18 protein-coding genes are annotated in these 24,163 nt (G+C 72.8%); 14 read left to right on the plus strand and 4 right to left on the minus strand.

The features are described from left to right. Positions 1-74 precede the first annotated feature (74 nt). On the plus strand, positions 75-1,529 hold the full coding sequence (miaB, locus tag FHU33_RS06605; protein WP_142024620.1) for a tRNA (N6-isopentenyl adenosine(37)-C2)-methylthiotransferase MiaB: 1,455 nt from the start codon (positions 75-77) through the stop codon (positions 1,527-1,529). Between the two features lie 69 nt (positions 1,530-1,598). Here the strand turns inward: miaB and FHU33_RS06610 are convergent, their stop codons facing one another. Next, positions 1,599-3,278: a DUF349 domain-containing protein gene (locus FHU33_RS06610; RefSeq protein ID WP_246063351.1), complete on the minus strand. Its 1,680-nt coding sequence runs from the start codon at positions 3,276-3,278 to the stop codon at positions 1,599-1,601. A 41-nt stretch (positions 3,279-3,319) separates the two neighbouring features. Between FHU33_RS06610 and FHU33_RS06615 the strand changes: the two genes are divergently transcribed. The 3 genes from FHU33_RS06615 to dapF all read left to right on the plus strand — a co-directional run bounded on the left by FHU33_RS06615 (position 3,320) and on the right by dapF (position 6,068). Next, positions 3,320-4,045 (plus strand): class III extradiol ring-cleavage dioxygenase family protein, encoded by a 726-nt coding sequence (locus tag FHU33_RS06615; protein ID WP_142024621.1) that lies wholly within the window; start codon positions 3,320-3,322, stop codon positions 4,043-4,045. Positions 4,046-4,272: 227 nt separating this feature from the next. Continuing rightward, positions 4,273-5,193, plus strand: a complete 921-nt coding sequence (gene miaA, locus FHU33_RS06620; protein ID WP_142024622.1) for a tRNA (adenosine(37)-N6)-dimethylallyltransferase MiaA — start codon at positions 4,273-4,275, stop codon at positions 5,191-5,193. Next, positions 5,190-6,068, plus strand: coding sequence for a diaminopimelate epimerase (gene dapF, locus FHU33_RS06625; RefSeq protein ID WP_246063354.1), 879 nt, complete (start codon positions 5,190-5,192; stop codon positions 6,066-6,068). Before miaA ends, dapF begins: the two co-directional genes overlap by 4 nt. Positions 6,069-6,074: 6 nt before the next feature. Here dapF and FHU33_RS06630 read toward each other — a convergent pair whose 3' ends face one another. After that, positions 6,075-6,281 carry a hypothetical protein gene (locus FHU33_RS06630; RefSeq protein ID WP_142024623.1) on the minus strand — a complete coding sequence of 69 codons (207 nt, stop codon included), beginning with the start codon at positions 6,279-6,281 and terminating at the stop codon, positions 6,075-6,077. Positions 6,282-6,418: 137 nt separating this feature from the next. Here FHU33_RS06630 and hflX point away from each other — a divergent pair, with 137 nt between their 5' ends. From hflX to FHU33_RS06645, 3 genes are all read left to right on the plus strand, one after another. After that, positions 6,419-7,879 carry a GTPase HflX gene (gene hflX / locus FHU33_RS06635; RefSeq protein ID WP_142024624.1) on the plus strand — a complete coding sequence of 487 codons (1,461 nt, stop codon included), beginning with the start codon at positions 6,419-6,421 and terminating at the stop codon, positions 7,877-7,879. A gap of 77 nt (positions 7,880-7,956) precedes the next feature. Further along, entirely contained in the window at positions 7,957-8,676 is a 720-nt protein-coding gene (locus FHU33_RS06640) for a phosphatase PAP2 family protein (RefSeq protein WP_246063356.1), read from the plus strand. Further along, positions 8,651-9,700, plus strand: a complete 1,050-nt coding sequence (locus FHU33_RS06645; RefSeq protein ID WP_142024625.1) for a hypothetical protein — start codon at positions 8,651-8,653, stop codon at positions 9,698-9,700. Before FHU33_RS06640 ends, FHU33_RS06645 begins: the two co-directional genes overlap by 26 nt. A 69-nt stretch (positions 9,701-9,769) precedes the next feature. Here FHU33_RS06645 and lexA read toward each other — a convergent pair whose 3' ends face one another. Continuing rightward, complete coding sequence (gene lexA / locus FHU33_RS06650; protein WP_142024626.1) at positions 9,770-10,528, minus strand: transcriptional repressor LexA; 759 nt, start codon at positions 10,526-10,528, stop codon at positions 9,770-9,772. A gap of 514 nt (positions 10,529-11,042) precedes the next feature. On the opposite strand from lexA, the gene FHU33_RS24850 reads away from it, so the two are divergent. The 5 genes from FHU33_RS24850 (at position 11,043) to FHU33_RS06675 (ending at position 17,474) form a co-directional block, all read left to right on the plus strand. Then, on the plus strand, positions 11,043-11,318 hold the full coding sequence (locus tag FHU33_RS24850) for a LysM peptidoglycan-binding domain-containing protein (protein WP_170182340.1): 276 nt from the start codon (positions 11,043-11,045) through the stop codon (positions 11,316-11,318). 206 nt (positions 11,319-11,524) lie between these two features. Further along, the gene (locus FHU33_RS06660; RefSeq protein ID WP_142024628.1) at positions 11,525-12,433 is read left to right on the plus strand and encodes a hypothetical protein; all 909 of its coding nucleotides are present in this window, start codon (positions 11,525-11,527) and stop codon (positions 12,431-12,433) included. A 548-nt stretch (positions 12,434-12,981) separates the two neighbouring features. Next, positions 12,982-13,482: a transcriptional regulator NrdR gene (gene nrdR, locus FHU33_RS06665; RefSeq protein WP_142024629.1), complete on the plus strand. Its 501-nt coding sequence runs from the start codon at positions 12,982-12,984 to the stop codon at positions 13,480-13,482. Between the two features lie 152 nt (positions 13,483-13,634). Continuing rightward, positions 13,635-16,517, plus strand: coding sequence for a vitamin B12-dependent ribonucleotide reductase (locus tag FHU33_RS06670; protein ID WP_142024630.1), 2,883 nt, complete (start codon positions 13,635-13,637; stop codon positions 16,515-16,517). 378 nt (positions 16,518-16,895) lie between these two features. Further along, positions 16,896-17,474: an MBL fold metallo-hydrolase gene (locus tag FHU33_RS06675; protein ID WP_142024631.1), complete on the plus strand. Its 579-nt coding sequence runs from the start codon at positions 16,896-16,898 to the stop codon at positions 17,472-17,474. Between the two features lie 226 nt (positions 17,475-17,700). On the opposite strand, the gene FHU33_RS06680 is transcribed toward FHU33_RS06675, so the two are convergent. Next, positions 17,701-20,916 (minus strand): AfsR/SARP family transcriptional regulator, encoded by a 3,216-nt coding sequence (locus FHU33_RS06680; RefSeq protein ID WP_142024632.1) that lies wholly within the window; start codon positions 20,914-20,916, stop codon positions 17,701-17,703. 157 nt (positions 20,917-21,073) lie between these two features. Between FHU33_RS06680 and FHU33_RS06685 the strand changes: the two genes are divergently transcribed. Together FHU33_RS06685 and FHU33_RS06690 are read left to right on the plus strand one after the other, a co-directional pair. Further along, on the plus strand, positions 21,074-23,044 hold the full coding sequence (locus tag FHU33_RS06685) for a multicopper oxidase domain-containing protein (protein ID WP_281281622.1): 1,971 nt from the start codon (positions 21,074-21,076) through the stop codon (positions 23,042-23,044). Next, positions 23,041-24,159, plus strand: coding sequence for a flavin-containing monooxygenase (locus tag FHU33_RS06690; RefSeq protein WP_142024634.1), 1,119 nt, complete (start codon positions 23,041-23,043; stop codon positions 24,157-24,159). Before FHU33_RS06685 ends, FHU33_RS06690 begins: the two co-directional genes overlap by 4 nt. Positions 24,160-24,163 lie beyond the last annotated feature (4 nt).

A 24,163-nucleotide genomic window follows, 5' to 3' on the forward strand; every position in this document is an offset into this window, starting at 1 on the left:
CGAAGCGGGCGGGATTCGTCCGGAAGCGTGACTCGCCGTAGCCGGAGGTGGGGCGCCGTACCCTCGCTGCTGTCATGAGCAGCGCAACCGAGGCCCCCGCTCCGCGTACCTACCGGGTGCGCACCTACGGGTGCCAGATGAACGTCCACGACTCCGAGCGGCTGTCGGGCCTCCTGGAAGAGGCCGGCTACACCGCCGCCGCCGAGGGAGCCGACGCCGACGTCGTCGTCCTCAACACCTGCGCGGTGCGGGAGAACGCGGACAACCGCCTCTACGGCAACCTCGGCCATCTCCGGCCGGTGAAGGACGCCCGTCCCGGCATGCAGATCGCCGTCGGCGGCTGCCTGGCGCAGAAGGACCGCGGCGAGATCGTGCGCCGCGCCCCCTGGGTGGACGTCGTCTTCGGCACACACAACGTCGGGTCGCTGCCGGCGCTGCTGGACCGGGCCCGGCACAACGCCGAGGCGCAGGTGGAGATCGTCGAGTCGCTCGAGGTGTTCCCGTCGACGCTGCCGGCGAAGCGGGACTCCGCCTACTCCGGCTGGGTGTCGATCAGCGTCGGCTGCAACAACACCTGCACGTTCTGCATCGTCCCGTCGCTGCGCGGTTCGGAGAAGGACCGCCGTCCGGGCGAGATCCTCGCCGAGGTGCAGGCGCTGGTGGACCAGGGCGTGCTCGAGGTGACGCTGCTCGGCCAGAACGTGAACGCCTACGGCGTCGAGTTCCGCGACCGGGGTGCGTTCGCCGACCTGCTGCGGGCGACCGGCCGGATCGAGGGGCTCGAGCGGGTGCGGTTCACCAGCCCGCACCCGCGCGAGTTCACCGACGACGTCATCGCCGCGATGGCCGAGACGCCGGTGGTCTGCCACCAGTTGCACATGCCGCTGCAGTCGGGTTCCGACGACGTGCTGCGCCGGATGCGCCGCGGCTACCGCCAGGAGCGCTACCTCGGGATCATCGACCGGGTCCGCGCCGCGATGCCCGACGCCGCGATCACCACCGACATCATCGTGGGCTTCCCCGGCGAGACCGAGGAGGACTTCCAGCAGACCCTCGATGTCGTCCGTCGGGCCCGGTTCGCCAGCGCCTTCACCTTCCAGTACTCCAAGCGGCCGGGGACGCCCGCGGCGGAGATGGACGGGCAGCTGGCCAAGGCGGTCGTCCAGGAGCGGTACCTCCGCCTGACCGCGCTGCAGGAGGAGATCAGCTGGTCGGAGAACCGGGCGCAGATCGGCCGCCGCGTCGAGCTGCTGGTCGCCGCGGGGGAGGGCAGCAAGGACGCCGCCACCGGCCGGCTGTCCGGCCGGGCCCGGGACGGGCGGCTGATCCACTTCACGGCGGCCGACGGCGTCCGTCCCGGCGACGTCGTCGAGACGGTCGTGACCGACGCGAAGCCGCACTTCCTGGTCGCCGACGGCCCGCTGCTGTCGCACCGGCGCACCCGGGCGGGCGACGCGAGCGAGGCGGGCCTCCGGCCGAGGACGCCGGGCGTGGCGCTCGGCATGCCGCGGATCGGCGCCCCCACCTGACGCTTAGGAAGCTCTACCTGCGTCCCGGGCGCCCTGGACGCAGGTGAAGCTTCCTGTGCCGTCGCGGCCTCAGCGGCGGGACGCGGACTTCTCGGCCTCGGCCAGCCACTCGCGGCGGGTCGCCAGGTTCGCCCGGGCCTCCTGGATCCGCCGCTCGTCACCCGCGGTCTCGGCCTTGGCCAGCTGCTCCTCGGCCTTGGTGACCGCCGCGCGCATCGACGTGACCATCGGGTTCTCCGGCGCCGTCCGGACGCGGGTGGAGTCCGCGGCTCCGCGGACCTTCTGCTCGACGGCCTGCATGCGGTCCTCGAGCTGCCGCATCACGCCGCGGGGCACGTGCCCGATGGCGTCGTAGCGCTCCTGGAGCTTGCGCAGCGCGTTCTGCGCACCCTTGAGATCGCCGGAGGGATCGAGCTTCTCGGCCTGGGCGAGGAGCTCCTCCTTCTGCTGCTGGTTGGCCACCTCCTCGCTGGTGCGCTTCTTGTCCGACTCGGCGCGGGCGGCGAAGAAGACGTCCTGGGCGGCGCGGAACTCCTTCCAGAGGTCGTCGTCGCCCTCCCGGCCGGTGCGCGGGACGGCCTTCCAGCGGTCCATGAGCGAGCGCATCGCCGCGCTGGTCGGGCCCCAATCGGTCGAGGTGGCGAGCTTCTGCGCCTCCTTGATCAGCTCCTGCTTGGCGGCGCGGGACTCGCCGCGCTGGGCGTCGAGCGAGGCGAAGTGCGCGCCGCGGCGCCGCCCGAAGGCGTCCCGGGCCGCGGCGAAGCGGGTCCACAGGGCCTCGTCGGTCTTGCGGTCGATCCCGCGGATCGTCTTCCACTCCTCGACGATGGCCTTCAGCCGGTCGCCGGCCGCCTTCCACGACGTCGACTCGGCGGCGATCTGCTCGGCCTCCGCGGCGAGCGTCTCCTTGCGGGCGACCTGCGCCGCGCGGGCGGCGGCCTTCTCGGCCCGGTACTCGGCAGCCGCGGAGTCGGCGGTGTCCACCATGGCCCGCGCCCGGGCGGCGAGACCGTCGAGATCACCGACGGCCGCGGCGGCCGGGATCGTCTCGGCGAGTCCCTGCGCCTTGCCGCGGATCTCCGACGGGTTGCCGGTGTGCGCCTTCAGGCGCGCCTCGAGCAGGGTCACCTCGGTGGCGAGGTCGTCGTAGCGGCGCCCGTAGTGGGCCAGCCCCTCGGCGGGCTCGCCGGCCTGCCACGAACCGACGGCGCGCTCGCCCTCGGCCGTGCGCACGTAGACCGTGCCCTCCTCGTCGACGCGGCCCCACTGCGTGGGGTCACTGGCGGGAACGGCGGGCACCTCGACGGCCGGCTCGGGAGCGGCCGCTGCGGGTGCGGGCTGGGGCATCGGGCGCGGCACCGGGCGGGGGGCCATGGGGCGCGGCTTCGGGGGCGCCGGAACCGGTGCGTCCGCGGTCGGGTCGGCGACCGAGGCGTCGCCGGGCGCCGGCGCCTCCGGGGTGCCGGCCTGCGGGGTGACCGCCTCCGAGGTGGATGTGCTCGGCACCGATGCCTCCGGCGCCGGCGCCTGCGCCGGAGGGGTCTCGGCCGGCATGGCATCGGCCGTCGGCTCGGTGCCCGACTCCTCGGTGCCCGACGCCTCGGGGGTGGCTGCCTCCGCGGCCGGATCCGGCGTCTCGGCGCCGGCCATCGGGTCGTTCACCGCCTCCGCGCCGACCGTCTCCGGGTTCTCCGCAATCGGCGAAGAGTCCTGCTGCGCCCCGTTACCGGGGTTGTCCGTGCTCGACACGTCCGGCAGTGTCCCACGTCGCATCCGGGAGACTGACCGGCGTGAGTGCCGTTTCCCCAGGGCCGCCCCCGCCGGGCACGCGTGCCTCCGTCGCCGTGGCCTTCTGCCCCGCGCCGCCGCTCCTGCTGCCCGCCGTCGAGGGCCGGGCGGACGCCGGCACGAGGGCGCTGAGGAACGCGTGCGCTGCCGCCGTGACCGAGCTGCTGGCGGTGCGGCCAGAGGTCGTCGTCGTGGTGGGGGAGGGAGCTGCCCCGCGCGAGCGCCTCGGGGCCGGCGACGTCGGCACCCTCCGCGGCGTCGGGCTGGATCTGGAGATCCCGTTCCAGGGACGCGTCCGGCCGGGGGGTCGCCGGGTGCCGCTGGCGCACACGCTGGGGGCGTGGCTGCTCGAGGAGGCCGGCTTCGCCGGCACACGGGTCGGCGTCGCCCCGGCCGACCTCGGGCAGCTCGTCCGTGACCTGCCCACCCCGCTGGGAGTCCTGGCCATGGGAGATGGCTCGGCGCGGCGCAACGTCAAGGCCCCGGGCTACCTCGACGACGCCGCCGGGCCGTTCGACGCCGACGTCGCCCGGTCGCTGGCAGCCGGGAACGCCGCGGCCCTCGCCGCCCTCGACCCCGACGCGGGGGAGCGACTGCTGGCCGCCGGTGTGCCGGTGTGGCGCGCGGTCGGCGCCGCCCTCGACGGCCGGTCGATCGCCGCGCAGCTCCACCACGACGCGGCGCCGTTCGGGGTCGGCTACCTCGTCGCCTCGTGGGTGGCGGCGTGACCGAGCTTGCGAGGTCACGCAGGGGCAGGGCACCGTCGGGCACGGGGACGACGAGCGCCTGCGAGGGGGGCTCGTGACCGAGCTTGCGAGGTCACGCAGGGGCAGGGCACCGTCGGGCACGGGGCCGACGAGCGCCTGCGAGGAGGGCACGTGACCGAGCTTGCGAGGTCACGCAGGGGCAGGGCACCGTCGGGCACGGGGCCGACGAGCGCCAGCCAGGGGGGCTCGTGACCATCCCGCCGGTGGTGGCGATCGTCGGCCCGACGGCGACCGGGAAGACGGCGCTCGCCGTGGCGCTGGCCCACCGCCTCGGCGGCGAGGTGGTCAACGCCGACTCCATGCAGCTCTACCGCGGCATGGACATCGGGACCGCCAAACCCGACCTCGCGGAACGGGACGGCGTCGTGCACCACCTGCTCGACCTCTGGCACGTCCGCCAGGCCGCATCCGTGGCGGAGTACCGCGACCTCGCCCGGGCCGAGATCGACCGCCTTCGCGCTACGGGCACCGTGCCCCTGCTGGTCGGCGGCTCCGGTCTCTATCTCCGCGCCGTCCTGGACGAGCTCGACTTCCCCGGCACGGACCCGGAGCTGCGGGCCCGGCTCGAGGCGGAACTGGCGACAGTGGGACCTGCCGCGCTGCACGAGCGGCTGGCGGGGCTGGACCCGGCAGCGGCGGCCGCGGTGCTGTCCAGCAACGGACGACGGATCGTCCGGGCTCTCGAGGTCATCGAGCTCACCGGAAGACCCTTCCGCGCGCAGTTGCCCGAGCCCCGCCCGTACTACCCGGCCGTCGTCATCGGCCTGGACCGGGAGCCTGCCGAGCTCGACCAGCGGGTCGCGGCGCGGGTGGACCGGATGTGGGCGGCGGGCTTCGTCGACGAGGTGGCGCGGCTGAACCAGGACGGCCTGCGGGACGGTCCCACCGCCTCCCGGGCGCTGGGCTACGCCCAGGTGCTGGCCCAGTTCGACGGTGAGCTGAGTCCCGAGGCGGCGCGCGAGCGCACGGTCTCCACGACGCGGCGGTTCGTGCGCCGGCAGCGGTCCTGGTTCCGTCGTGACGCAACGATCAGCTGGTTCGATGCCGCGCGGCCGGACCTGGTCGACGCCGTCTCCGCGGTGATCACCGCCCGTACGATCGAGCCGTGACTTCCCGAACCGCTCCCCGCGTGCTCGTCGGGCACGGCACGGAGAACGACTTCGTCGTCCTACCCGATCCCGACGGCGGCCTGTGGCCGGAGGACCGGCTGGACGGCGGCCTCGTCCGACGGCTGTGCGACCGGAGGGGCGGGCTCGGTGGCGACGGCGCGCTGCGGTTGGTGCGCAGCGTGCACGTGCCGGACGCCGCAGCGGTGCTGGGCGGCCACCTGGAGAGCTGCGAGTGGTTCATGGACCACCGCAACGCCGACGGGTCGACCGCCGAGATGTGCGGCAACGGGATCCGGCTGTTCCTGCACGCGCTGGTCAGCGAGGGTCTGCTGGACCGGGCCACCTGCGAGGCCGGCGTCCTGGTGGGCACGCGCGGTGGTCCTCGCCGGGTCGGCGCGACGGCCGACGGGAACTACTGGGTGGACATGGGGCCGGCCCGCGAGTTCGGCGCCGGGAAGGCCGTCGTCGGGGGTGTGACGTTCGCCGGGCTCGCCGTCTCGATGGGCAACCCGCACCTGGCCTGCCTCACCGACGTCGACGTCGACGCGCTGGACCTCACCAGGACGCCGGAGTTCGACGCGGCGCTGTTCCCGGACGGTGTCAACGTGGAGCTGGTCAACGTGCTGGAGCCCGGAGCGCACGTCCGGCTGCGGGTCGTCGAGCGCGGGGTGGGGGAAACCCGGTCCTGCGGCACCGGCGCCTGCGCCGCGGGCTACGCCGCGCTCACCGCTGCGGGACGGACCGAGGGGACGGTCCTCGTCGACGTCCCCGGGGGCCGCCTGTCGGTGCAGGTGACCCCCGGGACGACCGTGCTCACCGGACCCGCGGTGCTGGTCGCCGCCGGCGAGCTGTGCCCGGAGTGGCTGGCCGGCTGAGGCGCGTCAGGCCCGCTCGTCGTCCTCGGTCGGCGACTCGGGCATCAACCCTTGACCTTCGACACCCGGACTGTCCTGCGGCTTCCCCTGACCGCTGTCCTGGTCAGGGCCGCCACCGAACAGGTTCCGCGGCGGATCCAGGCCCTTCGGGTCGCGGCCGGGGTCGTCGAGTTCGCTGTCGGCGCCCAGACTGCTCGATCCGCTCTCGCTCATCGCTACCTCCTCGGTGCCCGGGATGTCCCTCCCGCCCTACCCGCGACCGGACGGGATGCATGCGGAGTCGCGCGGTGTTGTACCCGGCGATGACAAGTCAGGTGCCTGTTTCCGCCCCCCGTGCCACGCTGGAGCCGATGACGACCGCTCCCGATGTCCCGTTCGACGACACCACCGGCCTCGACGCACGGCCTGCGCCCGCCGGGCAGTGGGGCGAGCCCGACGACACGACCGGCTCCTACGCCCTCGAGGCCCGCGGGGCGCTGCGCCGCGTCGCCGGGCTGTCCACCGAGCTCGCCGACGTCACCGAGGTCGAGTACCGGCAGCTGCGCCTCGAGCGCGTCGTGCTGGTCGGGGTGTGGACCGAGGGCACCCAGGCCGACGCCGACCGGTCCCTGGCAGAACTCGCCGCACTGGCCGAGACCGCCGGTTCGCAGGTGCTGGAGGCGGTGAGCCAGCGCCGCGACAAGCCGGACGCCGCCACTTACGTGGGCTCCGGCAAGGCGAACGAGATTCGCGACATCGTGGCCGCGACCGGCGCCGACACCGTGATCTGCGACGGGGAGCTGACTCCTGGGCAGCTCAACCAGCTGGAGAAGATCCTCAAGGTCAAGGTGGTCGACCGGACCGCGCTGATCCTGGACATCTTCGCCCAGCACGCGAGCAGCCGGGAGGGCAAGGCCCAGGTCGAGCTGGCCCAGATGCAGTACATGCTGCCGCGCCTGCGCGGCTGGGGTGAGTCGCTGTCCCGGCAGGCCGGTGGCCGGGTCGCCGGGGGTGGCGGCATCGGCACCCGCGGTCCGGGTGAGACCAAGATCGAGACCGACCGGCGACGCATCCGCGCGCGGGTGAGCAAGCTGCGCCGGGAGATCGCCGGCATGGCGACCGCGCGGGCCACCCAGCGGTCCAGCCGGGACCGGAACGCGACGCCCAGCGTGGCCATCGCCGGGTACACGAACGCGGGCAAGTCGAGCCTGCTGAACGCGCTCACCGGCGCCGGGGTGCTGGTGGAGAACGCGCTGTTCGCCACCCTGGACCCCACGGTGCGCCGCGCGCAATCCCCGGACGGCCGGGAGTACACGCTGACCGACACCGTCGGATTCGTCCGGCACCTGCCGCACCAGCTGGTCGACGCCTTCCGCTCCACGCTGGAGGAGGTCGCTGCCGCCGACCTGCTCCTGCACGTCGTGGACGGCTCCGACCCGGATCCACTGGGCCAGATCGACGCCGTGCGCGTGGTCCTCGGCGAGATCGACGCAGCGGCGGTGCCGGAGGTCATCGTCGTCAACAAGGTCGACGCCATGACCGAGGACGACGTCCTGACCCTTCGCCGGGCCCTGCCCGGCGCGGTCTGGGTGTCGGCCCGCACCGGTGCCGGTATCGACGGCCTGCGCGATCTGATCGCCGCCCGGCTGCCGCACCCGGACGTCGACATCGAGGTCCTCGTGCCCTACGACCGCGGCGATCTGGTCGCCCGGGTCCACCGCGACGGCGAGGTGCTCAGCGAGCGGCACGAGGACGCCGGTACCCGACTGAGCGCGCGGGTGGACGGCGGACTCGCCGCGATGCTCGAGCAGTTCGCCGTCCCGGTCGCCTGACCGCATCGTCCGACCCTGTCGGGGTGGAACCGCCTCGTCCGGATCACGGGGAGGTCACGGGCCGGTACCGTGACGGCGTGACGAGCGGCGTGGTGCGGGACGTCGGCGTGCCCGAGCGGACCCGTGTCGTCTCGATCGGCCGGCCGCCGTGGTGGGTCATGCTGCTCGCGCTGGTCGTCGGGAGCGTGGTTACGGCCGACCTGCTCGCCGGCGGCGTCCTCGAGCGGATCGACCTGCGGGTGTCGGAGATCATCGGTGGCTGGGGTCTGCGGGACTCGGCCGCCTACCCCGTGATCTGGGCCGTCACCCAGCTCGGCGGACGCGCCACGATCCTTATCGTGCTGGCGATCCTGGTGGGCTACCTGGCCTGGCGGCGGCACACCTGGATCCCGCTGTTCCGCGTCCTGCTCGCCCTCGGCACCCTCACCGTCGGCGTCTACGCCCTCAAGTTCGGCACCGGCCGCACGGCGCCCGGGCATCCCGACGAGCTCTTCTTCCACGTCGACGGGGTCTCCTTCCCGTCGGGGCACGTGGCCAACGCCGTGATCATGTGGGGTGTGGCGCGGTGGCTGGCCGTGGAGTGCGGACTGCCGGCCAGGGTGCAGCGCGCGTTCTGGTGGCTGAGCGTGGCCGGCCCCGTCGCGACCGGCGTCTCGATGGTGTCGCTGGACTTCCACTGGATCACCGACGCCGTCGTCGGGGGTGCCGTGGGCATCCTGCTGTTGGGCGTGGTTCACAGACTCGATGCAATCGTTCTGTCACGCTGGGTACGTGCCCGAGGCCGGCAGACCGCGTAGCGGCGTGCGGGGGCGGCTGCTGGCGGCCGGGGGAGTCCTCGGTGCCGGCGTCGTCCTCGGCTGTGCCGTGCCCGCGTCGGCCGAGGACGTCGCCGCGGCGCCGGCCACCCAGTGCCAGATCACCGACCCCCGGCTGGCGGAGATCTCCGGGCTGGTCGCCGTCGGCGACGGGTATCTCGCCATGAACGACGGCGGCGAGCAACTGGCCGTTCACATGCTCGACGCCGCGTGCCAGGTGATCGACTCCCACACCGCCGCGGTCGACCCCTACGACCCCGAAGACATGGCGGTCGCCGCGGACGGCAGCGTGTGGCTGGCCGACACGGGCGACAACAACACCACGCGGACGACGGTGGCGCTGCTGGCTCTCCGCCCGGACGGGACGACGGGTGTCTTCCGGCTCACCTACCCCGACGGGCCCCACGATGCCGAGGCCCTCCTCCTCGCGCCGGACGGAACCCCGTACGTGGTGACCAAGGAGGTGCTCGGCGCCAGCGGGGTGTACAGCACCCCCGCGTCGGCGCTCGTGGACGGCGGCACCGTGGCGCTCGCGAAGGTGGCCGGCGTGAACATGACGCTCACCGGGACCGCCGGTGGACCCGTGGGGCGGGCCGGCCAACTGCTGGTCACCGGCGGTGCGGTGTCCGCCGATGGCCGGCGTCTGGCGCTGCGCACCTACACCGACGCCTACGTCTGGCCGTTGACCGGCAGCGACGTCGTCGGCGCCCTGTCCGCGGAACCGGCGATCATCCCGCTGCCGGACTCTCCCCAGGGCGAGGCGATCACGTTCGCGGCGGACGGCCAGAGCCTGCTCGTCGCCAGCGAGGGGCTGCCCAGCGACCTCACCCGCGTCCCGCTGGCGCCTGCGATCGTCGAGGCCACCCAGCCGGCCCCCGACGGTGTCGTTCCCAGCTTCAGCGACCTGACCCGGTCGGGACTGTCCCCCTGGACGTCGGCTCTCATCGCCGCCTCCGTGGCCACGGTGGCCGTCTGGCTCGGCGGCAAGCTGCGCCGCCGACCCTGAGGTTCGCGGCACGGCGTCGTGGCCCCGTCCCTCGGCTCGCCGTCGGACGGGGAGGGACGGGGTCCGCTGTCAGACTCGGCGCAGGACGCTCACGACCCGGCCGAGGACGGTCGCGTCGTCGCCCGGGATGGGCTCGTACGCCGGGTTGTGCGGCAGCAGCCAGACGTGGCCGTCGCGTCGCTTGTAGGTCTTGACCGTGGCCTCGCCGTCGATCATCGCGGCGACGATCTCGCCGTTCTCCGCCGTCGGCTGCTGCCGCACCACGACCCAGTCGCCGTCGCAGATGGCGGCCTCGACCATCGAGTCGCCGACCACCTTCAGCATGAAGAGCGTTCCCTCGCCGACGAGCTCGCGGGGGAGGGGGAAGACGTCCTCGACCGCCTGCTCGGCGAGCACCGGGCCACCGGCGGCGATGCGGCCGACCAACGGGACGTAGGTCGGCGCCGAGAGCTGGGTGTCGTCGCCCTGACCGACCTCGGCGGGTGCCGGGACGGTGTGCGGCGAGTCGCCGGGAAGCCGGACGTCCAGGGCGCGGGGGCGATTGGGGTCGCGCCGCAGCCAGCCCTTCTTCTGCAGCACCGAGAGCTGGTGGGCGACCGACGAGGCCGACGACAGACCGACCGCCTCGCCGATCTCGCGCACCGAGGGCGGGTAGCCGCGCCGTTCGATCGAGTCGCGGATGACCTCCAGCACGCGGCGCTGGCGCTGGGTCAGGCCGTCGCCGTCGGCACCCCGGTCGGGGAACGATCGGACCGCCGCCGTCCCGGTCGTGGCGCCGGTGTCCGCCGACGCCTTGCGGCCGCCTGAGCTCCCGCTCTTCTCCGCCACGTCGCCTCCTCGTCCGCCGCTCGCGCAGCGCCTGTGTCCGTGGGACGACGGTAGCGCTTTTCCGGGCTCGGATCAAACACATGTTCGAAGTCGCCGGCCGCGTCCGGTGGCTTTCGTCGGACCTGTGCGGTAGACATCGCACAGGCGTTCGAATCGAACAAGCGTTCGAACGCTGGACGAGCCGGGAAACAGAGGAGGACGGGTCATGGGGAGCGTCGCACAAGCCGTACTGGAGTTCGACGAGGAGATCCTGGCGCCGTGGCGGCCGCGATTGGTGGTGGCCGGTGACGCCGGCGATGCCGCCGCGACGCGCGCCCCGCTGGCCCGACCGTCGCGCCGGAACCCGTCGAGGGTCGGCGTGTGCCGCCCTCCCGTCGCGCCTGGCACCCCTGCGCGCCGGACCGCCGGGCCGCGTCCCATCGGTCGGGCTCCCGCGCCCACCGCTGGTGCACCTCGCCGGCCCTCGGCCGGTCGGCGCCCTGCTGCGACGAGTGCCTCGGCGGCCGGTCTGCGGTTGACCCGCCGCGCCCGGCGGCTCGCCGTCGTGATGGCACTGGCCGCGGGCGTAGCGGTGGGATCCTGGGTGGGTCCGCTCCTCGGGGGTGACTCCGGCGGCCTGCGCCTGGCGGGGGAGACCAGTGTCGTGGTGCAGCCGGGCGACACGCTGTGGTCCATCGCTTCTTCGCTGGACGGCTCCGGGGACGTCCGCGCCCTGGTCGACGAGATCCAGACGCTGAACCACCTGCAGGGCGCCGACCTCGTCCCTGGTCAGACCCTGCTCCTCCCGTGAGCGGAGCGCCGCGCAGTCGGAGGTTGTCGCGCTGGGTCCGAGCGCTCGACCAGCGGGAAGCGCACGGAACGGCCGCGACGACGCCCGGGCCCCTGCCCGCCGTGCTCGCCACGGCAATAGGTCCACAACGTCGAGGCGCGACTTCGTCAACCCTCAGTGCGGGCGCCTTCACGCTCAGTGGTCGGTTTACCGCTTACGGTCGTCGCGTGTCAGGCGCCATGGAGAACCGAGCAGCTGTGTTCACCGATCAACCCCAAGCCGTCGAGGTCTACCAGGCAGGGACCTGGTGGGCAGGCGAGCTGCTCGGCTGGCGGCACGACGCCAACGGTTCCTGCCAGGTGTGGGTGCGCGTCGTCCTCGGCGGTGTCGAGGAGACCGCGTGGACCGACCTGGCATCGCTGCGCCTGCCCGAACGGCACCTCGCCGTCGCCGCCGGGCCGACCGGGCCCCCCGCCGCTGCTCCGGGCGCGCAGGAGATGTCCGTCGCACGCCACCCCTCGGGCCGCCGGGCCCGATCGACGGATGCCGACGGCGCCGCCACCGCCGGGCTGGCGATGGTGCGCGACCTGTCCGTCGTCCCCGAACCCCCGTCGACCGGCGGTCGTCGGACCGCTGAGGAGACGGCACAGTTCGCGTCCGTGGGGCGCCGACGCGCCCCTGAGGTCGCGGAGCCGCCGGCGACCGGGCGTCGCCGCGCCCCGGAGACGGCGGAGTCGCCGTCGGCCGGACGGCGGCGCGCTCCGGAGACCGGCGAGTCACTGGACATCGGCCGGCGTCGCGCGCCGGAGGGTGCTCCGGCTCGGCCCGCCGCTCCCGCGCTCCCTGGTCGCCATCGTGCATCCGGCGAGCTCGGTCGGCACCGGACGGCCGACACCGGCATGCTCGCGGCGGTGCCCCAGGAGGCCTCGTCGAGTACCACCCGTGTCTCTCCGGGCCCGGTCGACGGGGGTCCGTCGCGGCCGCGTCCGGCTGTCCGGCCGGAGAGGGGCGCGACGCGTACGGGTTGGACGGCTCCTGAGGGGCTCGAACCCGAGCTGCTGACCCGGCCGATGCGCATGAGCGACCACGTGCCCCACGCCCGCCGTCCTCGCGTCGACGGGTCCGTCGGCGGCTGAGGCCGTGTCGGCGAGGCCGTCCCCGATCCGACCGGTCGGGCGTGCGGGGCGCCTCTCGGCTCGGTCCAGCGCGCCGCCTCGACCCGGTCGCCGGCGTCCGCCGGCGACCGATGCCGTCCGGGAGGGTGCTGCCGGTGGCCTGCGCGGGGAGCGGTGGTCCTCGCGCCCTCTGCGAGGTCGGTGGCCGAACGCCGGGTCGGGCGCGGTCGCACCTGCGTCGGCGGCCGTGCGCCACGGTTGCGGTGCGGCCCGGCCGGAGTGTCGACAGGCGGCTGCTCGGCGCGCCCTGCCGGCGTGTCGTGTGACTCGTGGGGAGCGATGTCTGCCCTGGTGACCGCAGGGTCAGGACGGAACACGCCGAGGAACCGATCACTTGCACATCTTGTGTGGCCGGGCCTAGGGTTCCCCTACATCTAGTAGTTACAGAGTTGTAAGCCTGTCCACAGGCTGCTCCCCAGGTTCTCCCCGGGGCGTCCACCGGATGTCCCCAGGAAGGTCCACAGGAGCCGTCTCCCGGCGGGCCACATCTCGGAAGGAGGTTTCCTGCGATGCGCTGCCCGTTCTGCCACAACGCCGACAGCCGGGTCATCGACTCGCGGGAGGCCGACGAGGGGGCGACGACGCGTCGTCGCCGCTCCTGCCCGAAGTGCGGACGCCGGTTCACCACGGTCGAGGAGGCCGTGCTCGCCGTCGTCAAGCGCAGCGGGGTGAGCGAGCCGTTCAACCGGTCCAAGGTCGTCGCCGGTGTCCGCCGCGCCTGCCAGGGGCGGCCGGTGGACGAGGACCAGCTGCAGAAGCTGGCCCAGCAGGTCGAGGACGCCATCCGCGCCACCGGTGCCGCGGAGGTCCCCAGCAACGAGGTCGGGCTGGCCATCCTCCGGCCCCTCCGTGAGCTCGACGAGGTCGCCTACCTGCGCTTCGCGAGCGTCTACCGCTCTTTCACCTCGGTGGCCGACTTCGAGAAGGAGATCGCCGAGCTCAAGGCCCGGCAGTCGCAGGCCGCCGAACCGTCCGGATCCGTCCCCTCGGGCTCCCTCGCGGACGCCTGAGAACTGTCAGTACCGCCCGCTAGACACGAGTTCGACGCACACCACCTGCACAGCACGATCGCGGCTCTTCCCCAGCCCTCCGATCCACCCATCGCGCAGCACAGCACCGCGCACACGACACAGCGAATGACGATCAGGGAGAGCTCCACACCATGACCGAGACCGACGACCGCTTGGCCGGCTCCCGTACGCGACGCACGGCCAAGGCGCCGAGCCGGGGCAAGGGTCTGAAGATCAAGCGCGTCTTCACCACCGCCGGTGTGCACCCCTGCGACGAGGTGACCTGGGAGCGCCGCGACGTCGTCATGACCAACTGGCGTGACGGCTCGATCAACTTCGAGCAGCGCGGCGTGGAGTTCCCCGCCGAGTGGAGCATCAACGCCACCAACATCGTCACCACCAAGTACTTCCGTGGCGCCGTCGGCCAGCCCCAGCGGGAGAGCAGCCTGCGTCAGCTCATCGACCGGGTCGTGCTCACCTACGGCGCCGCCGGTCGCGAGCACGGCTACTTCGCCAGCGAGGGCGACGCCGAGATCTTCGAGCACGAGCTGACCTGGATGCTGCTGCACCAGGTGTTCAGCTTCAACTCCCCGGTGTGGTTCAACGTCGGCACCAGCGCGCCGCAGCAGGTCAGCGCCTGCTTCATCCTCGCGGTCGACGACGAGATGGACTCGATCCTGAACTGGTACCGCGAGGAGGGCCTGATCTTCAAGGGCGGCTCCGGTGCCGGCCTCAACCTCTCCCGCATCCGCTCCTCGAAGGAGCTGCTCTCCTCCGGCGGCACCGCCTCCGGCCCCGTCAGCTTCATGCGCGGCGCCGACGCGTCAGCCGGCACCATCAAGTCCGGTGGCGCCACCCGTCGCGCGGCGAAGATGGTCGTCCTCGACATCGACCACCCCGACATCGAGGAGTTCATCGAGACCAAGGCGCGCGAGGAGAACAAGATCCGCGCGCTGCGGGACGCCGGCTACGACATGGACCTCGGTGGCAAGGACATCACCAGCGTCCAGTACCAGAACGCCAACAACTCCGTGCGCGTCTCCGACGAGTTCATGCGCGCGGTGGAGGAGGGCACCGATTTCGGTCTGCGCGCCCGCATGGACGGCTCGGTCATCGAGACCGTCGACGCCAAGGCCCTCTTCCGCAAGGTCACCCAGGCCGCCTGGGAGTGCGCCGACCCGGGCATCCAGTACGACGACACGATCAACGACTGGCACACCAACCCCGAGACCGGCCGGATCAACGCATCCAACCCGTGTTCGGAGTACATGAGCCTGGACAACAGCTCGTGCAACCTGGCGTCGCTGAACCTTCTGAAGTTCCTCAAGAGCGACGGCACGTTCGACTCCAAGAACTTCGTGAAGTCCGTCGAGCTGGTCATCACGGCGATGGACATCTCGATCTGCTTCGCCGACTTCCCGACCGACCCGATCGGCGAGACCACCCGTGCCTACCGTCAGCTGGGCATCGGCTACGCCAACCTGGGCGCGCTGCTCATGGCGACCGGTCACGCCTACGACTCCCGTGGAGGCCAGAGCCTCGCGGCGGCCATCACCTCGCTGATGACCGGCACCGCCTACCGCCGCTCGGCCGAGCTCGCCGGCATCGTCGGCGCCTACGACGGGTTCGCCCGCAACGCCGACGCCCACGCCCGGGTCATGCGCAAGCACGCCGCGGCCAACGACGCCATCCGCCCGGTCGGCGCCGACGACGCCGACGTCCTCAAGGCCGCCACGCAGCAGTGGCAGGAGTGCCTGGAGATCGGCGCCGACAACGGCTGGCGCAACGCTCAGGCTTCGGTGCTGGCCCCCACCGGCACCATCGGCTTCATGATGGACTGCGACACGACCGGCATCGAGCCGGACTTCTCGCTGGTCAAGTTCAAGAAGCTGGTCGGCGGCGGCTCCATGCAGATCGTCAACCAGACGGTGCCGAGGGCCCTGAAGAGCCTGGGCTACCAGGAGGAGCAGATCGAGGCGATCGTCGAGTACATCGCCGAGCACGGCCACGTGGTCAACGCCCCGACCCTGCGTCCGGAGCACTACGAGGTGTTCGACTGCGCGATGGGCGAGCGGGCCATCTCCCCGATGGGCCACGTCCGCATGATGGCCGCGGTGCAGCCGTTCATCTCCGGCGCGATCAGCAAGACGGTCAACATGCCCGAGTCGGCCACCATCGAGGACGTCGAGAAGATCTACTTCGAGGGCTGGAGGCTCGGCCTCAAGGCGCTGGCGATCTACCGCGACAACTGCAAGGTCGGCCAGCCGCTCTCCGGTGGCAAGGGCAAGAACGACGGCACCAAGGACGAGGTTGCCGCCGAGGCCACCGCTCCGGCGGCCCTGTCGCACCCGGTCCGCAAGCGGCTGCCGAAGAAGCGCACCAGTGTCACCACGTCCTTCAGCGTCGCCGGCGCCGAGGGCTACATGACCGCGGGCATGTACGAGGACGGCAGCCTCGGCGAGGTCTTCCTCAAGCTCGGCAAGCAGGGCTCGACTCTTGCCGGTGTGATGGACGCCTTCTCCATCTCGCTGTCCATCGCGCTGCAGCACGGTGTGCCGCTGGAGACCTACATCCAGAAGTTCACCAACATGCGCTTCGAGCCCGCCGGAATGACTGACGACCCGGACATCCGGATCGCCCAGTCGGTGATGGACTACATCTTCCGTCGCCTGGCGCTCGACCACCTGCCCGTCGAGAAGCGGGCCGGTCTCGGCATCTTCACCGCCGAGGAGCGGGCCGCGCAGGTCTCCGGCTACGGCACCTCCGCCTCGACCTCCACGGTCACCGAGGAGGAAGAGGTCGACCTGGAGCAGCTGCGCAACTCCGCGCCGATCGAGACCGCCAAGGTCGAGGAGAAGGTGACCCCGGAGGGCCCGAAGTCGGTCAAGGAGGCGCACTCCTCGGCCGAGCTCCTCGAACTGGTCACCGGAACGGCCACCGACGCGCCGCTGTGCATGACCTGCGGCACGAAGATGCGCCCGGCCGGCAGCTGCTACGTCTGCGAGGGCTGCGGCTCCACCAGCGGCTGCAGCTGATCGATCGCCAGCTAGTCCGAACGACCGGCGCCCCGGTCCTGCCTCGTGCGGGACCGGGGCGTCGGCCGTCTGGCCTGCCCGGACTGTCCCGGAGGCCCGACCGCAATTCGCGTCATCGGGCTGCCGCAGGGCCCGACGTTCGACGCTGCCGACCACCGAGAGGTGGCCCTGGGTCGTTGCATGCATGAGCCCTGGCCGCAGCCCCGCTGCGAGCGCCTCGAGTGTCGGCGTCCCCTCGGCCGATACGAGCCGCGCACCCCGCCCGGATGCGCCTCGCGGCGATTGCCGAGAGTCCCATGCCCGCGGGCTGACGCATCCGGAGGCAAAGGGGCACGCCCGGGACCGCGCGGTCGCCTGCCCTGTTGTTACGTTCCGCCCATGCCGGAACTCTCACGCACCGCCCGCCTGGACGTCCTGGTCGAGGGGTACGTGCGCATGCCGCACGTCGCGGGAACGGTGAGCCTCGTCCGCGACGCCGACCGGGTCGTCGTCGTCGATCCGGGCATGGTGGCCGACCGCGACCTCATCGTCGGCCCGCTGCGGGAACTCGGCGTCCGACCCGAGGACGTGACCGACGTCGTCGTCAGCCACCACCACCTCGACCACACCGTCAACATCGCGCTCTTCCCACCGGTCCCGGTGCACGACTTCCAGTCCGTCATCGAGGGCGACACCTTCACCCGCCGGGCCGCCGACGGCGTCCAGCTCACGCCGAGCATCCGGCTGCTGGCCACCCCGGGGCACACGCCGCAGGACATCACCACGCTCGTCGGTACCGCCGACGACGTCGTGGCTCTGACCCACCTGTGGTGGATGGCGGAAGGCCCGGAGGAAGACCCCTACTCGACCGACCGGGAACAGCTGCGACAGCAGCGGGAACGTGTCCTCGACGTCGCCACCCTGGTCGTCCCGGGGCACGGCGCGCCCTTCCGCCCGGGTTCATCGACCCCCCGCTGATCGGGCTGCCTGCGACGCACCCCCGCGTCGGCGGGCCAGTGCGACCACGTCATCGAGGCCGGCTCGCATGTCGGAAACCAGCCCGGCCCGTCCGTGACCGCGGCGTCCACGTCGATCCCGATGCAGCCACATGTCCCGGGGACACGCTGAACTCCCGCCTCGAGGGGCCGGCCGGGCTCCAGCTGACCGTCGTCGGTCCGGCGGAGATTCCGCGTAGCGCCGGCCGTCAGCAGGTGGCCGGCAGGTGCTCGAGGTTTCGGACGACGGTGTGCGGCGAAGAAGCGCCGGAGCGGAAGGCGGTCTCGAAAGCGTCGTCCCCCATCAGACTGCGCGCGGCGTGCTCCGCCCGGTCGACGTCGACCAGTTCCAGCTTGCTCGGGGGACGATGCCGCCTCTGCCGCCACCACGTGGCAGCACCGAGCAGGCCCGCCGCGTCCACGCCCTCTCCCCGCGCCGCTGCGACGCAGGCCAGCCCTTCGAGGGCGGCGGCCCGGCCCGGAGCGGCCTGCCACGCCCGGCGGTGGAAACTCTCCGCGGTGCCCAGATCTCCGCCGAGCTCGGCCAGATGGCCGAGGCCGACCAGCGCCGTCGCCGTCCAGTCCGGTTCGCTCTGCCCCGCCAGCAGCTGCTGAGCACGGCCCAGCTGGATCCGGGCGAGCTCCAGGTCGCCCAGCTCGCGGGCGAGCAGACCGTCACCCACCGCCGCCCGCGCGTTGCCCTCGGTGCCGAGTTCCTGGCCGACCTGGTGCGATTCCGCGAAGGACCGCGCAGCGCCCTCGGCATCGCCGAGCAGGAGCCGCACGTGTCCGACCCCGGCGAGGGCGTACTGGATCGTGTTGACCGGGCCGCCCACCGCGCGTCCGCTGGTCAGTGCCCCCTCGTACATGGCGAGGGCATCCTCCAGGGAACCGGCCCGGTGCAGCGCCATGCCGAGATGGAACTGGATCGCCGAGACACCCCACTGGTCCCCGAGCGCGCGGAAGGTGGCCAGCGCCCGGTTCCCGGTCGCCACGGCCTCGGTCATCGCGCCCCCGGCTGCGAGCAGTTCCATCTCCACGAACCGCACGAGCGCCGCGCACCAGGCGTCCTCCGCCCGGGAGAACTCCTGGTCGGCGTCGGCGAGCAGGGCGAAGGCCGGTGCCGGGTCGTCGCTGCCGATGCCCTCCACGGCCAGCAGGGTCGTGGACAGCGCGGCGCGGAAGTCGTCGCCCAGCTCCGCGAAGAGAATGCGGCTCTCGGCGGCCGCGGCGGCACACTCGGCGGCCGGGTGCACGATGCAGGCACCGGTACGGCCTGCGACGGCCAGGGCCTGGAGCGCTCGTGCCCGTGCCGCTGCGGAACCGCCCGGCGCGGCGGCGAGCATGGCGGCGACCCTGCTGCCGCCGTCGGGCCGGCTGGCGAAGTACCAGTACCAGCCCAGGGCCCCGACCAGCCGGAGGCCGACGTCCGGCTCGACGTCGGCGTGGGCGGTGCACCAGGCGAGGGCGGCCTCGATGTCGTCGCGCTCCAGTGCCAGCCGGGGGAGCCACCGGGACTGGCCGTCCCCGCGCAGCTCCCGCTCCGCCCGCTCGGCGAGATCGGTGAGGTACCCGACGTGGGCTCGTCCGATCCGGTCGGCGTCCCCGCCCTCGGACAGGCGATGGCGGGCGTACTCGCGAATCGTCTCCAGCAGGTGGTACCGCGGGCCGGCGTCGCGGTCGACGACGACCAGCGACCGGTCGACGAGTCGCGCCAGCGTGTCCACCACGGCGTTCGGGGGCAGGTCGTCCCCGGCGATGGCGCGCACCGCGTCGATGGTCCAGGTGCCGCGGAAGATCGACAGCCGGCTCAGCAGGACACGCTCGGGATCGGTCAGGAGGTCGTAGCTCCAGTCCACTGTCGCCCGGAGAGTGCGCTGCCGCGCCTCTGCGGTTCTCGGCCCGCTCGTCAGCACTGCGAAGCGGTCCTCCATGCGGTCAGCGAGCTGGCTCACCGGCAGGGAAGCCACGCGGGCGGCGGCCAGCTCGATCGCCAGTGGGATGCCGTCGAGGTGCCGGCAGATCTCCGCGACGGCGCCGGCGTTGTCGTGGTCGAGGTGGAAGTCAGGGAGCACGTTCTGTGCCCGGTCGACGAAGAGCCGTACGGCCGTGCTGGCGGCCACCTCCCCGGCGACGGGATCCGGAGGCGGGACGGGCAGCGGATCGACGGCGTACTGCACCTCACCGCGGGCGGCCAGGGGTTCGCGGCTGGTCGCCAGGATCCGCAGCTGTGGGCAGGACTCGAGCAGGTGCTCGGCCAGCACGGCGCAGGCGTCCACGAGATGTTCGCAGTTGTCGAGGACCACGAGGACGGCGCGGTCGCGGAGGTGACCGATCAGCTGCTCCTCGGCCGTCGTCGTGGGGGCTTCCCGCACGTCCAGGGCGGTGAGAACGGCGTCCGGCACCTGCACCGGGTCCACCACGCCGGCGAGCCTGGCGACGCCGATGCCGTCGGGGAAGCCGCCGGCGACCGTGCGGGCGACCTCGAGAGCGAGGCTGGTCTTCCCGACCCCGCCGGGGCCGATGACGGTGATCAGCCGGTGCCGGTGCAGCAGCCCCGCGACACGCTGCAGGTCCTCGTTCCGGCCGAGGAACGATGTCAGGCGCAGGGGGAGGCGACGAACCGCGGACGGCGGCGGCGGGGCCTGCCGGGGAGCGGGCACCCGCTCGGGAGCCCCCAGATCCGGGCGTTGCTGGAGGATCGCCTGCTGCAGGCTCCGCAGTTCGGCGCCCGGCTCCAGTCCCAGGTCGGCAGCCAGCGCATCGCGCGCTCGCTGGTAGGCGGCGAGGGCTTCGGCCTGGCGTCCGGCCCGGTACAGGGCGAGCATCAGCCGGGAGTGCAGCCGCTCCCGCAGCGGGTGTGCAGCCGTGAGCGCTTCCAGGTCCGCGATGACGTCGCCATGGCGCCCGGCGGCGAGCCCGAGATCGATCACCTCCTCCCGTGCCGCGAGCTGCAGTTCGGTCAACCGGGCGGCATCCGGCTCCGCCCAGGGGGCCGAGCCGAACTCCGCGAACGGGGCGCCGCGCCAGAGCGACAGGGCCTCCCGGTACAGGTCGCCGGCTCGCGCCGGGTCGTCGTCCGCCACCGAGCGGGCGGTCGTGATCAGACCGGAGAAGCGGATCGCGTCGACGGCGGAGGGATCGACCTCGAGGACGTATCCCGGGCGACGGGTGGCGATCAGCCCGGCAGGGAGGCCCAGCCCGGCGAACGCCCGGCGCAGCTTGGAGACCCGCACCTGCAGGGCGTTGTCCGGATTCCCGGGCAGGTCCTCGCCCCAGAGTGCGTCGATCAGCGCGGAGGCGGCCACGACCCGTCCCGCGGAGAGTGCCAGCAGGGTCAGGAGCTCGCGTTCACCGGCAGCAGGGACGGGGTGGGGGACGCCGTCGGTGAGCACCTCGACAGGGCCCAGGACACGGATCTCCATGACGGGCCTCCCGGGAGATCGTCGGGACCGTGCGGCGAGATTGTGGCCGCTTCCCGGACGGCAGACAACGCGTTCGCCTCCCGACAGCGTCCGGACAGGGTCCGGACAGCCGGACGGACGACGGTTCTCGTCGTAGCAACGCGGCGGAGGGGACACGGTGATCACGTTCCACGTACCGGCGATGAGCTCGCGTTCCAGCGTCCGGGCGATCAGTGCCCGGGTCTGCGACGTGGCCGGTGTCCGCACCCTCGAGGCGGATCTCGTCACCAGAACCGTCCGGGTGACCGGTCCCGCCGAGCCCGCCCGGATACGGGCCGCGCTCGCCGCCGCCGGATACGCCGCCGACCCGTGCGTCCCCGCCGGGTCGTCCATCCGAGAACCACGGACAGGGGGCACTCCCATGAGCACGCAGATCAGCAGCGCAGGAACTCCGACGGGACATGTCCACGCAGCGCACGATGCCGGATACCTGTCCGGCACCTTCCCGACCGATCCCACCGGACTGCCCGAGGCCACCCCGCCGGCCGTCGTGGAGTTGCCGGACGGCGCATCCCTGGAGCTGCGGATGGCCCCGGTCGCCAAGCGCCTGGCCGGGACGACGGTCCGCATGCTGGCCTACAACGGCTCGGTGCCCGGACCCACCATCACGGTGCGCCAGGGCGGTCGGCTGACCGTGCGCGCGACGAACGACACCGACTCCGACACCACCGTCCACTGGCACGGCCTGCGCCTCGAGAACAAGTACGACGGAGTTCCGCACGACACGCAGCAGCCGATCCCGCCGGGGGCGAGCTTCACGTACCGCCTGGATTTCCGCGACCCCGGTGTGTACTGGTACCACCCGCACATCCGGGAGGACTACACGCAGGAGATGGGCCTCTACGGCAACATCCTCGTGCTCCCGGCCGAGCCCGACTACTGGCCGCCCGTGCACCGCGACGTCGTCCTCACCATCGACGACGTTCTGATCGAGGACGGTGCCATCGCCCCGTTCCGCCGCTCCGAGGTCACCCACGCGGCCATGGGGCGGTTCGGCAACGTGTTCCTCGTCGGTGGAGAGACCGACCACGCCATGACCGCCAGGGTCGGAGAGGTGGTGCGGCTCTGGCTGACGAACACCGCCAACGTCCGGGTCTTCGACCTCCACCTGCCGGGTGCGCGGATGAAGCTGGTCGGCGGGGACAGCGGGCGGGTGGAGCGCGAGGAGTTCATCTCCCACCTGCTGATCGCGCCCTCCGAGCGGGCGATCGTGGATGTGCTGTTCGAGGAACCGGGGCACTACACGGTCGAGCACCGGACGCCGGATCGCAGCTATCCGCTCTCCAGGATCACCGTGATCCCCGAGACCGCGGAGCCCTCGCTCCGCGGCTCCTTCGGCACCCTCCGTTCCGCCCCCGAGCTCGACGCGGAGCGCCGGCAGCTCGACCACTGGCTCGCCGCTCCGCCGGACAGGATCCTGGCCGCGGTCGCCGAGATGGACGACCCCTCCGGACCGGCCCCCGGGTGGCCGGTGACGTACGCCTGCCCCATGCACCCCGAGGTGGTCAGCGACGAGCCCGGCCGCTGCCCGAAGTGCGGGATGAAGCTGCTGGCTGCGTCACCGGACGGCGCGGCCGGCCACCACGACATGGGCCACGACATGTCGACGATGGATCACCACGAGGCGCCCGCCGTGCACGACCACGGTCACGGTCAGGGTCTCGGCACCGGTGACGGCATCGAGTGGGAAGACGACATGGTGGAGGTCAACCGGCTGACCACGCCGGCGACCATGCGCTGGCAGCTGCTGGACCGGACCGCCGGCACAGACCGGCCCCCGGTCGGCTGGAGCTTCACCACCGGTGACCGCGTCAAGATCCGGCTGGTCAACGAGATGGACTCCGACCACCCGATGCACCACCCGTTCCACCTGCACGGCGCCGGCCGCTTCCTGGTGCTCTCCCGCGACGGCGTTCCGGAGCCGAACCTGGTCTGGAAGGACACGGTGCTGCTCCGTACCGGCCAGACCGTCGACATCCTGTTCGACGTGACCAACCCGGGGATCTGGATGGCCCACTGCCACATCCCCGAGCACATGGCCAGCGGCATGATGTTCACCTTCACGGTCGCCGAGGGGGCAGGGGCATGACCGCCCGGGAGCCGGTCGGCACCGCTGCCGAGGGCACGCGCGCCCGGCCCTACGACGTGGTCGTGGTCGGCGGCGGCCAGGCCGGCCTGGCCGCCGCCTGGCACCTGCGGCGACGTGGGCTGCGGTACGTGGTGCTGGAGGGCGCCGCGCAGCTCGGCAGCTCATGGCGCGCTCGCTGGCATTCCTTGCGGCTGTTCACCCCGGCGGAGTACGACGCCCTGCCGGGCATGCCGTTTCCCGCGCCGGCCGGCAGCTATCCCGGAAGGGAGGCGGTCGCCGAGTACCTGCGCAGTTATGCCGAGGCCAACGACCTGGACGTCGAGCTGAACGCCCGTGTCATCGCCCTCGGTCGGACCGGCGCCGGGTTCGAGCTCAGGACGGCCGAGCGGACGATCCATGCCGGCCAGGTCGTGGTGGCCACCGGCCCCTTCCAGGTCCCGTTCACGCCCTCGGCCGCCGACGAACTGGACGACTCGGTGGCCCAGATCCACAGCGCCGGGTACCGCGACCCCTGGTCGTTGGCAGATGGGCTGGTGCTCGTGGTGGGCGGCGGCAACTCGGGCTTCCAGATCGCCGAGGAGCTGGCCGGCTCCCGGCAGGTGGACCTGTCCGTCGGCGCCGGGTACCCGATGCTGCCCCAGCGACTGCTCGGGAGGGACCTCTTCTGGTGGCTCACCCGGACCGGCCTGATCCGCGTGCCGGCCGGCTCCCGGCTCGGCCGCCGCATGCAGGCGCGCGGGGAGTTCGTGATCGGGACCGGCCGGCGACGGCTGGAGGCCGCCGGCGTCCGGTTCCGGCCGAGGCTGGTGCAGGCCGCCGGGCGGACCGCACGGTTCGCCGACGGCAGCACTCTGGACGTCGGCGTCGTCGTCTGGGCGACCGGCTACCGGTCGGACCACTCGTGGATCGACGTCCCCGGGGTGCTGCACGACGGCCTGGTCGTGCACCGCCGCGGCGTCACCGAGGTGCCCGGCCTGTACTTCCTCGGCCTGCCCTGGCAGCACACCCGCGGCTCGGCGCTCCTCGGCTTCGTCGGCGAGGACGCCGCCCACGTGGCGGAGGCCGCCCGCCTGCTCGCCGCTGACCTCGGCACCCCGTTGTCGACGCCGGCCTGACCCG

Origin of the sequence: Blastococcus colisei, assembly GCF_006717095.1 — a bacterium.
GTDB classification, from domain to species: Bacteria; Actinomycetota; Actinomycetes; order Mycobacteriales; family Geodermatophilaceae; genus Blastococcus_B; species Blastococcus_B colisei.